Genomic DNA, 12,768 nt, shown 5'->3' on the forward strand with positions numbered 1-12,768 from the left:
ACCAGGGTCGCACGGGTGGCTGGGACCGGCAGGACCGTCAGCCCGGCCGGTCGCAGGCGCCACGGGGCCCGCGCCGCAAGCCCCTGGATCCGGCCCGCCAGGCCGCGTTCGACGTGCTGCGCGCCGTCTCGCAGCGCGATGCGTACGCCAACCTCGCGCTGCCGGCCATCCTGCGTGAGCGCGACATCACCGGCCGTGACGCGGCCTTCGCCACCGAGCTGACCTACGGCACCTGCCGCTGCGTCGGGCTCCTCGACGCGGTGATCGAGAGCGCCGCCGGCCGGCCCACCGACCGGATCGACGCCGTCCTGCTGGATCTGCTGCGCCTCGGCGCCTACCAGTTGCTCCGCACTCGAGTCGATGCCCACGCCGCCGTGGACACCACGGTCGAGCAGGCCGGCATCGAATTCGATTCGGTGCGTGCGGGTTTCGTCAACGGCGTGCTGCGCACCATCGCGAGCAAGGACGAGGCAGCGTGGGTTGCCGAGCTCGCGCCGTCGGCCGCCGCCGATCCCATCGGCCACACCGCGTTCACCCACGCGCACCCGCGCTGGGTGGCGCAGTCCTTCGCCGATGCACTGGGTGCCGACGCGGGGGAGCTCGATGCGATGCTCACCAGCGACGACGAACGCCCCGTCGTGCACCTCGCGGCCCGCCCCGGGGAGATCAGCGCCGAGGAGTTGGCCGCGGCGATCGGCGGCGAGGTCGGCCGGTACTCGCCGTACGCGGTGTACCTGCCCGGCGGTGACCCCGGTCAGCTCGACCCGATCCGGGACGGTCTGGCCCAGGTGCAAGACGAGGGCAGCCAGCTGGTGGCCCGCGCCCTGACCGAGGTGCCGCTGGAGGGCAACGACACCCGGTGGCTGGATCTGTGTTCGGGTCCCGGCGGCAAGACCGCGATGCTGGCGGCCATCGCCGCGCAGTGCGGCGCCGAGGTGACCGCCGTCGAACCGACAGAGCACCGCGCTGATCTGGTCGAGCGCAACACCGCCGGGATGGGCGTCGAGGTACTCCGCGTCGACGGCCGCGAGTCCGGTCTGGAGCCCGGCTCCTTCGACCGAGTCCTCGTCGACGCCCCCTGCACGGGCCTGGGCGCACTGCGTCGCCGGCCCGAGGCGCGGTGGCGCCGGCAGCCGTCCGACGTGCCCGGCCTGGCCCGGCTGCAGCGCGAATTGCTCGCTGCGGCAATCAAACTCACCCGTCCCGGCGGTGTGGTGCTGTACGCGACCTGTTCGCCGCACCTGGCCGAGACGGTCGGCGTCATTGCTGATGCGGTGCGCCGTCAACCGGTCGAACAGATCGACACCCGTCCTCTGTTCGCCCCGGCTGATCGGCTGGGCGCCGGACCACACGTGCAGTTATGGCCACATCGGCATGGCACCGATGCGATGTTCGCGGCCGCCCTCAAAGTAGTCTGACCGCCATGGCAGGACCACTGATCGCCCCCTCCATCCTCTCCGCCGACTTCGCCCGGCTCGCCGAAGAAACGGCGGCCGTCGAAGGCGCCGACTGGCTGCACGTCGACGTCATGGACAACCATTTCGTTCCCAACCTGACGCTGGGTCTGCCGGTCGTCGAGAGCCTGCTCAAGGTCACCGACATCCCGATGGACTGCCACCTGATGATCGAGGACCCGAAGCGGTGGGCCCCGGCCTACGCCGAGGCCGGCGCCTACAACGTGACGTTCCACGCCGAGGCCACCGACGACCCGATCTCCGTGGCCCGCGACATCCGCGCGGCCGGTGCCAAGGCGGGGCTCTCCGTCAAGCCCGGCACGCCGATCGAGCCCTACCTGGAGATCCTGCGCGACTTCGACACCCTGTTGGTGATGTCGGTCGAGCCGGGCTTCGGCGGCCAGAAGTTCATCGCCGAGGTGCTGCCGAAAGTGGCCCTGGTGCGTAACCTCGTCGATTCCGGTGAGCTGACCCTGGTCGTCGAGATCGACGGCGGCATCAACGACGACACCATCGAAGCCGCCGCCGCGGCCGGTGTCGACTGCTTCGTCGCGGGCTCCGCGGTGTACAACGCGGCCGATCCGGGTGCCGCGGTGGAATCCCTCCGTCGTCAGGCCGCCGCCGCGTCACCGCATCTGGTGCTGTGACGCCGGAGGCCATCGAGGCCGCCATGCGGATGGCCGTCGGCCAGGCCGACGCGGTCAAAGGCACGACCTACCCGAACCCGCCCGTCGGCGCGGTCATCCTGGACCGCGACGGCGAAGTGACCGGCGTCGGCGGGACCCAACCGCCGGGGGAGGCGCACGCCGAGGTGATGGCGCTGCGCCGGGCCGGGACCCGGGCCGCGGGTGGCACCGCCGTCGTGACGCTGGAGCCGTGTAACCACCAGGGCCGCACCGGACCGTGCGTCGATGCCCTGCTGGATGCCGGGGTCGCGGCCGTGGTGTTCGCCGTGGCCGACCCGAACCCGGTGGCTGCCGGTGGCGCGCAACGCTTGACGGACGCCGGGGTCACCGTGACATCCGGAGTGTTGGCCGACGAGGTCTCCGGCGGGCCGTTGCGGGAGTGGCTGCACCGCCAGCGCACCGGCCGGCCACACGTCACGTGGAAATTCGGGGCCAGTATCGATGGCCGCAGTGCCGCCGCCGACGGCACCAGCCAGTGGATCACCGGAGCGGCGGCCCGGGCCGACGTGCACCGGCACCGCGCGGTGGCCGACGCCATCGTCGTCGGCACCGGAACCGTGCTGGCCGACGACCCGACGCTCACCGCCCGACTGACCGACGGAACCCTCGCGGCTCGTCAGCCCCTGCGCGTGGTGGTCGGCGAGCGCGAGATTTCGTCGGAGTCCAACATCCTGAACGACGACTCCCGGACGATGGTGATCCGGACCCACGACCCGCACGAAGTGCTCAGGGCGCTGTCGGACCGCACCGATGTGATCCTCGAGGGCGGTCCGACGCTGGCCGGGGCATTCGTCCGGGCCGGTTTGGTGGACCGGATTCTGGCCTATCTGGCGCCGACGCTGCTGGGCGGACCGATCACCGCGATCGACGATGTCGGGGTGTCGACCATCTCGCAGGCCGGCCGCTGGCGGTTCGACGGAGTCGCGACCGTCGGAGCCGACGTGCGGCTCAGCCTGGTGCCGAACTGATTGCTCGGGCGGTTTCAGCGAACTTTTTGTGCCGGCCCTCGCGGGGTTGGCCGGCGATTCCACTTTTGGCTTCGCCCGAATTCGTTCCCGCAAAGCCCTGAGATGTGCGATTCATCGCAGAGCGCAATGTGATCGGGCTCACCGCAACCCATCTTTAGTTTTGCTAATCGTTATCAGTTCGAGATCAACGCCGCCGCATTCGTGCAGGAGGCCACGATTTCGCGTCCGTAAAATTGAGTGCAGAGACCGGGTCGCCTGGATCCGGCCGAAATATCGCGCTCACCGACGTCGTTCGAGCGAAGGTGATCACGAGCAAAGGATTACGAGCATGACTGCACTGCAGGACTGGCTCAGCTTCCGTCCGGTCGAAGATGGCATCAAAGACATGGTGTTCCGCCGGCCCCTGCGGGCGGTGCTGAGTGTCGTCGAGGATTTCGACGAGGCTGTGGACGTGGCGCTGGAACGCCTCGCAGCACACGCGAACGGGTCCCACCCGGCTCCGGCGCCCGCGCCGACCCCGGCGTACATCCCGGACAACGTGGTGCTGATGCGCCCGGGTATCGAGCGGTGCTAAAGCGCCGCCGCTGAACAGGCCCGAACACAACGGAGCCGCAGAGTCGATGAACTCTGCGGCTCCGTTGTCGTTGGGCTAGGCGACCGGCGCCGGGTCGACCTCCGGGGCCGTCTCGGGCTCGTCGGCCTGCTCGTGGCGGCCGGCGATCAGCAGCCCGGCCAGCGCGCCCACCACGCAGACGATGGCGGTGATCAGGAAGATCGAGCTGTACTGCATGGTGTAGGCGGTCTTCGTGTTCCGCGCGACCTGCGCCGCCGCGTCCGCGAGGTTGACGCCCTTGATCGGGGGCATCGAGGCCAGCGCCTGCTGGACCTTGTACAGACCCCACGCGGACAGCGCCGCCATGCCGATCAGCATGCCGATCATGCGGGAGACCACGACCGCGGCCGATGCGATGCCGTGCTGAGCCGTCGGCACCACGCGCAGCGTCGCCGAGGTCAGCGGTCCGATGACCAGACCAAGTCCCAAGCCGGCGATGATCAGATCGGTCGGCAGCTTGGGCAGGGTGACGATCGCGAGGTCGTGCGTGGCTTCCAGCACGTTCATGTCCCAGTGCGACACCAGCAGGTACGCGGCCCCCGCGATGAGCAGGCCGGCGAACGCGACGATCCGGTCGCCCACCCGGGTGGCGATCCACCCACCGACGAGCGCGCCGACCGGCAGCGCGCCCAGGAACCATGCCAGCTTGAAGATCGCGTGCGCCTGGTCGATACCGAGCACACCGCGGCTGAACAGCTCGACGTTCACCAGCGTGACCATCAGGGCCGCACCCGCGCACAGTGACGCCGCCAGGCCCGCCAGGAACGGCCGGAAGTGCACGCCCACCGGGTCGATCAGCTTGGTGCGGGCGATCTTCTCCCAGACGAAGAACGCCACGGCGACCACGGCGGCGGCGATCAGCAACGGCGGGCCGTTTTCCGGGAGCACCTGCTTGCCGTCCGGGTTGGGGTTGTACAGACCCCAGGTCGCCAACCCGAGCGCGACGGCCAACAGCACGCCGCCGAGGACGTCGATCTTCTCGGGCTCCTCGGTCTCGGCGCGTGACGGCAGGCTGAAGTGGATCATCACCATGGCCGCGATGGTCAGCGGCACATTGATCCAGAAGACGTCCCGCCAGTCGTGCAGCAGCCACACCACGCCGACGCCGTACAGCGGGCCGAGCACGCTGCCCAGCTCCTGGGCGGCACCGATACCGCCCAGGACGCCGGCGCGGTTGCGCGCGGCCCACAGATCGGCGGCCAGCGCCAGCGTCACGGGCAACAGCGCGCCACTGGCGACGCCCTGAATGGTCCGGCCGACGATCAGCTGGATCAGGGGCTCGACGACTTCGTTGGCCGGGGCGAACATGCCGGCCATGGCCGTCACGATCGAGCCCACCGCGAACAGCGCCAGGCTGGCCTGCAGCACCAGCTTGCGGCCGAACCGGTCCGAGGCCCGGCCCAGCAGCGGCATCGCCGCGATGTAGCCAAGCAGATACCAGGTGACAACCGGCGTGACCTGCTGAATCTTGTTGATCGGGATGCCGATCCCGTCCGGCGGGGCCTTCATCATGTCGGTCATGATCGTCACGACGACATAGGTGTCGAGCGCGCCGAGCAGGACCGCGAGGCTGCCTGCCGCTATGGCGACATGCCGGTTGTTACCCCGGGCCATTACTGAACGTCAGGCTTGTTGACGGTGACCGGCTTGCCCCAGTCCGTCAGCGTCATCTGCAGGTTGTTGCCCGGGCTGGTCTCCAGCTGCGCCTGTGCCAGTTGGTGGTTGCCACCCTCCTCGATCCAGGCGGTGCCCGGCAACGCGGTGGTGACCTTGAGCTGCGGGGCGATCTTGTTGACCGCCTCGGCGCTGACGGTGCCGGTGACCTTGACGGTCTTCACGCCACCGATGTCCTCGCGGCCCACGGCCTTGGCGTCGGTGAAGTTGTCCAGGATGTTGGCCAGGCCGGTTTCGGGGCGCAGGATGGCCGAGATGTCGTAGATGGCGTCGGCGGGGCCGAAGTCGGACAGCGGACCACCGGACGACAGCGAGGCGTACAGGTGGTTGTCGTAGACCACGAACGGCGCGTCCTGGACACCCATGCCGCCCACGGACAGGTTGGCCTTGCCCTGACCGGCGACGGCCGGGGTCAGCGTCATGTCACCGGTCAGCTTGGTGACCGTCATCTTGGCGATCTTGCCGTTGACGAGAAGCACCAGGTGCACACTCTGCTGGCCGCGAGTGGTGTCGGCGGACTGCTTGAGCAGCGCGGCGGCGTCGGGCAGCGGGGCCGACGGGGCCTCGGACTTCGAGCAACCGGAGACCAGGAGCACCCCGGCCATCACGGTGGAGAGTAGGGAAACAAGCATGGCGGAGCGTTTGCGCGTCTGCATGCCCTGCATCGTAATAGGTGCACCCGACCAACCAGTTGCCTCGATCGGCCCGTAGAACGCCAATAGCTAGGCTGAGGTCCATGTTCACCGGCATTGTCGAAGAGCTCGGCGAGATCGTCAGCAAGGACCAACTGGCCGACGCGGCGCGGTTCGTCATCCGCGGCCCGTTGGTCACCACCGATGCCGGGCACGGTGATTCGATCGCGGTGAACGGCGTCTGCCTGACGGTCGTCGACGTGTTGCCCGACGGCGCCTTCTCGGCCGACGTGATGGCAGAGACCCTCAACCGGTCCAGTCTGGCCGGTGTCGAGGTTGGTGGACGGGTCAATCTCGAGCGCGCTGCGGCGCTGGGCAGCCGGCTGGGCGGACACATCGTGCAGGGTCATGTGGACGGCACCGGCACTGTGTTGTCGCGCACACCGTCCGAGCACTGGGAGGTCGTGCGGATCGCGCTCCCGCCGCAGTTGGCCCGCTATGTCGTCGAGAAGGGGTCGATCACCGTCGACGGGGTGTCGCTGACGGTGTCCGGGCTGGGCCGCGACGAGCAGGGCGACTGGTTCGAGATCTCTCTCATCCCAACGACGTTGCAGTTGACGACGCTGGGCCGTGCCCCGGTGGGGACCACGGTGAACCTGGAAGTCGACGTCATCGCGAAATACGTCGAACGGCTGATTGAGAAGAAAGGCAGCTCTACCAGCTAAAACAGGGCGTATATGCCCGATTCTGACTAGGTGTAGCGCTGCAGGTCTAACATATCTGCTATGCCGATCGCTGCCGCCGTGGACCTTGCTGCCCTCCTGCCTTCCTGGAAGCTCGCCCTGCAGGCCGACCGCAAGAGCAAGCAAACCGTCGATGCCTACACGACGGGCGTACGCCTGTTCCTGGAGTGGTGCGCCGCGCATGACCACGCTGCGGTTCTGGACCGTCCGACGGTGCGGTCGTGGATCAAGGGCCTGCTTGACGGGGGAGCGGCCCCGGCTACTGCACGCACGCGTCAGATGGCCCTCAAGCGGTACGGTGCCTGGTTGCTCGAAGAGGGCGAGATCGACGTTGACCATATTCGCGATCTCAAGCCGCCGAAGATGGACGTCAAGGTTGTCGAGGGTCTCACCGACGAGCAGTGCGCGGCACTGATCAAGGCCTGCCAGGGCAAGGAGTTCATCGACCGCCGGGACGAGGCCATCGCGCGCCTCCTGATCGAGACCGGCATGCGCGCCGGTGAGGTCCTGGGCTTGACCGTCGATGACATCGACGTCCAGCGCGGCCTGGCCGTGGTGACCCGTGGCAAGGGCGGCAAGGGCCGTGTGGTGCCGTTCTCGCCGCAGGTGGCCCGCAGCATCGACCGCTACCTCAGGATGCGCCGATCGCATCGCCTGGCACACACACCGGCCCTGTGGCTCGGCGGCGGCGGACAGCAGTTCCGGTACCACGGTCTGGACGTCTCCATGAAGCGCCGGGCGACTGCCGCCGGTATCTCTGGATTCCATCTGCACCTGCTGCGGAACACCGCCGCCACGCGCTGGCTGGCCGCTGGCGGATCGGAGAACGGTCTGATGGCCGTCGCCGGGTGGTCGTCACGGGAGATGCTCGACAGGTACACAAAGGCCAGCGCCTCGGACCGGGCCGCCGCTGAGGCCCGCAGGCTCGACCTGGGTAACCTCGGCGTTTGAGTGTAAAACGTTCTAGGAACTGTCAATTCTACTGTGGTGCAATGGATTTAACTGTTGCGCTGTAGCTACCTATTGCCGTAGCGTTCATGACGTTGGGCCGATCCTGCACCGATCAATGGTCCGACAAACCACCCACTGGAAGCGCGTGTCCAACCGGTCACGTGCGGTTTGTCGTACCCGTCGAAGGACTCAGGCAGAGCCATGTCAGAAAGCAGATTGACCCCAGCAGAGCGGCGCATGCGCAGCCAGCTCGGCGCGCACGCCCAATGGGCGCGATGTGATGACCGAACAACCCGCACGGCTTCGGCCCGCGCCGCGTTCAACAAGCGGTTCGAGAACCAGGTCGACCCTGACGGTGTTCTGGACCCCGCCGAACGCGCCAGGCGTGCCACTCATGCCCGGCAGGCCCACATGCTCAAGCTGGCGATGGCCAGCGCCAAGGCCCGGCGTCTACGTGCGCAGCAGGCCGACATCGAGGATCGGCTGGCCCGCGAGGACCCGGCAGTACTCGCTGACGTCGAGGAGCTGCGCGTCGACGGAGGTGCCGCGTGATGTGTGCACACCCGCTGGCTCAGGTCGACCGTGACCACCTGGACGACCACGACCTGACCGCCGCAGACGACTGCACCGGCCAAGGGCCGCACGCGCTCCATGTCGAGGAGGCCGTGGCCTCGTGACCGAAACGAAGAACCGCCCCGGTGCTGATGTCACCGGAGCGGCCCTGATTGCTACTCATGATGGTACCCCTGTGGGGTATATCCCGTCGAGGCGGGCGAACGGAGCCCGATCCGATGTCTGAAATTGAACGTAAAGTCCTCTCGCGCATGATGGACGCTGCCGACATGGCGGTGATCGCCGCAAAAGGTATGTCCGCCAACGTCTTTGAAGATGTGACGTGCCGTGCTGCGTATTCGTGGATGAGCGAGTACTGGCAGGCCGAAGGCGTGCCGCCGACCGCTGTGATCATGGAGCTGGAGTTCCCCACGCTCAAGTTGTTCGAGAAGGTCGAGGAGTCCACCGAATGGATGACCTCGGCGCTGCAGCAGCGGCTGGTGGTCAATCGAGTCCAGGACGCCGTCATTAAGGCTTCGGGGACCCTGGACGCAGACCCCGAGGGCACCGTGGCCGCGTTGCATGCGGCGACGGGCGCGATCATCGAGCAGGCGGGCAGGACCGCCGCTGATGGCGCATCGAGACTCTGGGCTGCCGACGATCTGAGGCCCGCCGCGCAGCCGCGCTGGCTGGCCAAGAACCGGTTGCCGCGTGGTGCCGTGAGTCTCCTTGTCGGCGATGAGGGCATCGGCAAGTCGTTGTTCTGGGTGTACCTCGCTGCCGCCGTCACGACAGGCAAACCACTGTTCGAGTTCGGTGTGCCGAGGCGTGATCCAGCCCAGGTATTCGTCGCCGTCACCGAGGACGACTGGTCTACGACCGTGCGGCCACGGCTCGAAGTGGCCGGTGCTGACCTCTCCATGGTGCGCGTGATCTGTGCCGACGAAGACGGCAGCGGTGCACCGGAGTTCCCGCGCGACCTGGGACTGATTGCCAACGCTGATCCGGCCCCCGCGCTGGTCGTCGTGGACGCCTGGCTCGACACCGTGTCATCGAAGCTTCAGGTGAAGGACCCTCAGCAGGCCCGTCAGGCCCTGCACCCGTGGAAGGACGTGGCCACGACCACCGATGCGGCAGTCCTGCTGCTGACGCACACCAACCGCGTTGCCAGCGCCAACACGCGCGACAAGTACGGGGCCACAGGAGAATTGCGCAAGAAGGCGCGTATGGCGCTGTTCGCTCAGCGCGACGACGACGGCAATCTGGTGATCGGCCCGGACAAGGCCAACACCGCCGCCTCTGTCATGGCCTCGAAGTTCACGGTGCGCGGCGTTGCGCGCTTCGCTGCGACTGAAGACCACGACGGCACCGTGCCCCTGCTGGAGTACGTCGGCGAAACCGACCAGACCGCACCGCAATTGGTCGCCCAGGCGCATGCCGCTGGCCATGGGTCTGGCGCGCGCGACGAGGTGGTGGAGTGGCTGATCGGTGAGCTGGCCAACAGGCCTCGTTGGCACACCGACCTCGTGGAGGCAGCTTCAGCTGCTGGGTATAGCAGCCATCAACTGAAGCGGTACAAGCTCCGAGCTGGTGCCGAGTCGGTTAAGGACGGCCAGAGCGGCGCGTGGTTCTGGAGGCTTCGCGGCCAGGAAGGCACTCCTGCGGACGCCCAAGGGAGCGGGGGTGTCTCCGTATGACCGCTCCCTTGCTCCCTTGCTCCCTTGCTCCCTTGCTCCCTTGCTCCCTTGCTCCCTTGCTCCAGTGGGGCGCTCCCTTGCTCCCCAAGGGAGCACTCTAAAAAGCTCTCTACCAGTAAAGAGAGCAAGAGAGCGAATGGAGAGAGATGCAGACCTTTGACCGCTCCCTTGCTCCCTTGCCCTGGCTTCCTGGGGCAAGGGAGCGCATCCCTGGCGTCACCTGTTCCCCGTTCCCTGGCGTTCCTGGGAACGTCCCCCACCAGAAAGAGACCCCAGCCGATATGGACACCACCATCACCGCCCTGCTCCTGGCCGATGGCTGGCATGACCTGGAACAGCTGCACTGGCCCCAGTTCCATGGCCAGCCTGGCTATGCCGCCATCACTCCATCTGGCCGCTGGCTGATTGGCCCCACCTCGGCGATTCAGGCTGTGCGCATCGACCCCGACACCGAGGCTCTGGCCGAGGCCTTGGGTGCCGCTCTCACGGAGGCCGTGGCCGAGAGGCGAAGCGCTGCAGGACCTGTGGCTGATGGCTCCGAGACCACGGGGGAGTGATCACCATGCCCTGGCCTGAATTTGCGGCCTGCTGGATGGCAGGTGCTGGCCTGACTGCAGCCTTCCGCGCACCCCGGTCCCGGTCCTTCACTCCGATGTGGGGACAACCTCCAGCGACTGGAACGCCAGGCTGACCCTGTAGTCCGCCTACAGAACAGCTATAGCAACAAAAAGCACTTGAGAAACAGGAGGATTCACACCGCATGATCACCGAGAGCGACGACGAGATGCGCGCCTTTCTGCGCGAGCTGTTCGCCAATACCGACCAGGCCCCGCGCGACATCGTGGCCAGCCCTGGCCTGACCCGTGAGGACCTCGAACGGCAGTCGGCGGCCTACTTGAGGTCCGAGCAGGGCCAGCCGTGCACAGGCACCATTCCGGGTGAGCTGATCACCGACCCCGACGGCAACCCGCTGGGCGTGGGTCCATCGCGCACCGTCACCACGTCCTTCGGCGGCACCTTCATCACCGCCGCCCAGGCCGACCAGTTCGGCATCACGCCCGGCGAGCTGCCGGGCATCCACATCATCGACAGCAAGGAGCATTAACCAATCATGAGCACCGATATCAGCGCCGACGCCGTGCCCGACACCGAGACGCCGTCCGCCACAACTGATCCCGGCACGCCCGTAGAGGCCCCTAGCGTGGCCGCAGAGCCGCCGGAGACCGATTCGGGCATCGAAGGTCCCGACGACGGCACCGGCAACCGTGAGGCCGCCAAGTACCGGCGCAAGCTCCGAGAGACCGAGGCCGAGCGTGACACCTTGGTTCAGCGGCTGGAGTCCATGCAGCGGGCCGAGGCCGAACGCCTTGCGGGCGAACACCTTGCAAAGGGTGTGGCCCTGTGGCTGGGAGACACCGCGCTGGCCGACCTGCTCAACGGTGACGGCAACGTCGACCCCGACAAGGTCGCCCACCGTGCGAGCCAGGTTCGCGATGAATTTGGCCTGTACCCGCCGAACCGGAAGCAGAACTATGTCCCGAGGGAAGGTGGGAACCCTCAAGCTGGCAGGGGAAGCGCTCGTGACCAAATGATCAACGCGGTCATGGGCTTTCACGAATAGATCGGCTAGACTGGTTGGCGCAGTGCGTGTTTCGTAGGCCCGTGGCCACAACACCGCCGCAGATCGCCCCAGGAGGGCACCCCGAGGTAGCGCCAGCGGCGCACACCTGGTCATCAATCGTTCCCTCCTGAGAGGTATTTCAATCGTGGCAACACAAACCACGCCAACCAGTCCCGCCGCCTGGCGGCCCGACATCACCGAGTACTTGCCCGGCGATGCCATCCCCGAAGCGCTGATCCTGACCCACGCCATCGTGGCGGGGGCCATCGAGGGTGACGAGCCCGCCGTCCGCGTCCCGTTCGTCGCTGATGACGGTGCGGCCGCCATCGTGGCCGAAGGTGCCAACATCGCCGAGTCTGATCAGGGCTACGACGAGGCCATCGTGCAGACGGTCAAGGTCGCCAAGCTCACCAAGCACTCTTACGAGACGCTGGCCCAGCCCGAAGCGGCGCGCCTGATCATCGACAGCCTGACCCGCTCGGTTACCCGCAAGGCCAATGCGGCCTTCCTGGGCAACGCCAGCGGCCCCACGGGTCTGCTCAACTACGCGGGCATCACCGACGGCGGAGTGATCGGCGACAGCCTGGACACTCTGATCGACGCTATCGCGGACATCGAGACCGCAGGCGGCACCGCGACCAACATCATCGCCGCACCCGACGCCTGGGCCAGCCTGTCCAAGCTCAAGGACGAGGACACCAGTAACCGCAGCCTGATCGGTGCGGGTACCGAGTCGGCCACGCGCAGCCTGTTGTCCGTGCCGGTGACGGTCACGCCCGACATGACCGCAGGCAAGCTGCTGGTGATCGACCGCAACGACATCGTGGCCGCTGTCAGCAAGGTCCGCGTGGACCGCTCTGATCAGGCCTTCTTCAGCTCCGACAGCATCGCGGTCCGCGTGATCTTCCGTCTGGGCTGGGACGTGATGCATCCAAACCGGTTGGCGCGCTTGAGCATGCCTGTATCCGGTAGCTGAGTAGAGGCACCCTCATGACCGCCGTAGCCATCGCACCGGTAGACCTGGCTCCATTCGCTGAGATCGCAGAAGCCAAGGCACAGGCCATGATTGCCGATGCGCTGGCCATGGCTGCAGTAGTGGCACCCTGCATCGCTGAATCAGAGTTCAGTGTCGTCGGTCACGTAATTCCCCAGGGGTTGCTGTCACGTAATTCCCCAG

15 protein-coding genes and 1 pseudogene are annotated in these 12,768 nt (G+C 67.2%); 14 read left to right on the forward strand and 2 right to left on the reverse strand.

The window, feature by feature from the left end:
- Window positions 1-83: 83 nt before the first annotated feature.
- The 4 genes from EB75_RS01550 (at window position 84) to EB75_RS01565 (ending at window position 3,682) form a co-directional block, all read left to right on the forward strand.
- Window positions 84-1,418 carry an RsmB/NOP family class I SAM-dependent RNA methyltransferase gene (locus EB75_RS01550; RefSeq protein ID WP_073693750.1) on the forward strand — a complete coding sequence of 445 codons (1,335 nt, stop codon included), beginning with the start codon at window positions 84-86 and terminating at the stop codon, window positions 1,416-1,418.
- 5 nt (window positions 1,419-1,423) lie between these two features.
- Window positions 1,424-2,101 carry a ribulose-phosphate 3-epimerase gene (gene rpe, locus EB75_RS01555; RefSeq protein ID WP_073693718.1) on the forward strand — a complete coding sequence of 226 codons (678 nt, stop codon included), beginning with the start codon at window positions 1,424-1,426 and terminating at the stop codon, window positions 2,099-2,101.
- Entirely contained in the window at window positions 2,098-3,108 is a 1,011-nt protein-coding gene (ribD, locus tag EB75_RS01560; protein ID WP_353651639.1) for a bifunctional diaminohydroxyphosphoribosylaminopyrimidine deaminase/5-amino-6-(5-phosphoribosylamino)uracil reductase RibD, read from the forward strand. The genes rpe and ribD overlap by 4 nt, the downstream gene beginning before the upstream one ends.
- 328 nt (window positions 3,109-3,436) lie before the next feature.
- Window positions 3,437-3,682 carry a hypothetical protein gene (locus tag EB75_RS01565; protein ID WP_073693719.1) on the forward strand — a complete coding sequence of 82 codons (246 nt, stop codon included), beginning with the start codon at window positions 3,437-3,439 and terminating at the stop codon, window positions 3,680-3,682.
- A gap of 75 nt (window positions 3,683-3,757) precedes the next feature.
- On the opposite strand, the gene EB75_RS01570 is transcribed toward EB75_RS01565, so the two are convergent.
- Window positions 3,758-5,335 (reverse strand): MFS transporter, encoded by a 1,578-nt coding sequence (locus EB75_RS01570; RefSeq protein WP_073693720.1) that lies wholly within the window; start codon window positions 5,333-5,335, stop codon window positions 3,758-3,760.
- Window positions 5,335-6,051, reverse strand: a complete 717-nt coding sequence (locus EB75_RS01575) for an LppX_LprAFG lipoprotein (RefSeq protein ID WP_073693752.1) — start codon at window positions 6,049-6,051, stop codon at window positions 5,335-5,337. The genes EB75_RS01570 and EB75_RS01575 overlap by 1 nt, the downstream gene beginning before the upstream one ends.
- A gap of 80 nt (window positions 6,052-6,131) precedes the next feature.
- Here EB75_RS01575 and EB75_RS01580 point away from each other — a divergent pair, with 80 nt between their 5' ends.
- The 10 genes and pseudogenes from EB75_RS01580 to EB75_RS29665 form a co-directional block, all read left to right on the forward strand.
- Complete coding sequence (locus tag EB75_RS01580) at window positions 6,132-6,752, forward strand: riboflavin synthase (protein WP_073693721.1); 621 nt, start codon at window positions 6,132-6,134, stop codon at window positions 6,750-6,752.
- A 60-nt stretch (window positions 6,753-6,812) separates the two neighbouring features.
- A complete protein-coding gene (locus EB75_RS01585; RefSeq protein ID WP_073693722.1) occupies window positions 6,813-7,721 on the forward strand; it encodes a tyrosine-type recombinase/integrase in 909 nt (302 codons plus the stop codon).
- 237 nt (window positions 7,722-7,958) lie between these two features.
- The gene (locus tag EB75_RS01590; protein ID WP_073693723.1) at window positions 7,959-8,273 is read left to right on the forward strand and encodes a hypothetical protein; all 315 of its coding nucleotides are present in this window, start codon (window positions 7,959-7,961) and stop codon (window positions 8,271-8,273) included.
- Window positions 8,273-8,398, forward strand: coding sequence for a hypothetical protein (locus EB75_RS29800; protein WP_286150041.1), 126 nt, complete (start codon window positions 8,273-8,275; stop codon window positions 8,396-8,398). Before EB75_RS01590 ends, EB75_RS29800 begins: the two co-directional genes overlap by 1 nt.
- 57 nt (window positions 8,399-8,455) lie before the next feature.
- Window positions 8,456-9,970, forward strand: a complete 1,515-nt coding sequence (locus tag EB75_RS01595) for an AAA family ATPase (RefSeq protein ID WP_142239360.1) — start codon at window positions 8,456-8,458, stop codon at window positions 9,968-9,970.
- A 281-nt stretch (window positions 9,971-10,251) separates the two neighbouring features.
- Window positions 10,252-10,527, forward strand: coding sequence for a hypothetical protein (locus EB75_RS01600; RefSeq protein ID WP_073693725.1), 276 nt, complete (start codon window positions 10,252-10,254; stop codon window positions 10,525-10,527).
- Between the two features lie 203 nt (window positions 10,528-10,730).
- The gene (locus EB75_RS01605; protein WP_073693726.1) at window positions 10,731-11,075 is read left to right on the forward strand and encodes a hypothetical protein; all 345 of its coding nucleotides are present in this window, start codon (window positions 10,731-10,733) and stop codon (window positions 11,073-11,075) included.
- A 6-nt stretch (window positions 11,076-11,081) separates the two neighbouring features.
- Window positions 11,082-11,591: a hypothetical protein gene (locus EB75_RS01610; protein ID WP_073693727.1), complete on the forward strand. Its 510-nt coding sequence runs from the start codon at window positions 11,082-11,084 to the stop codon at window positions 11,589-11,591.
- 145 nt (window positions 11,592-11,736) lie between these two features.
- Window positions 11,737-12,567: a phage major capsid protein gene (locus EB75_RS01615; protein ID WP_073693728.1), complete on the forward strand. Its 831-nt coding sequence runs from the start codon at window positions 11,737-11,739 to the stop codon at window positions 12,565-12,567.
- A 14-nt stretch (window positions 12,568-12,581) separates the two neighbouring features.
- Window positions 12,582-12,768, forward strand: a pseudogene (locus tag EB75_RS29665) (hypothetical protein); the annotation flags it as partial.

Source organism: Mycobacterium sp. ST-F2 (assembly GCF_001905655.1).
In the GTDB taxonomy this organism is placed as follows: Bacteria; Actinomycetota; Actinomycetes; order Mycobacteriales; family Mycobacteriaceae; genus Mycobacterium.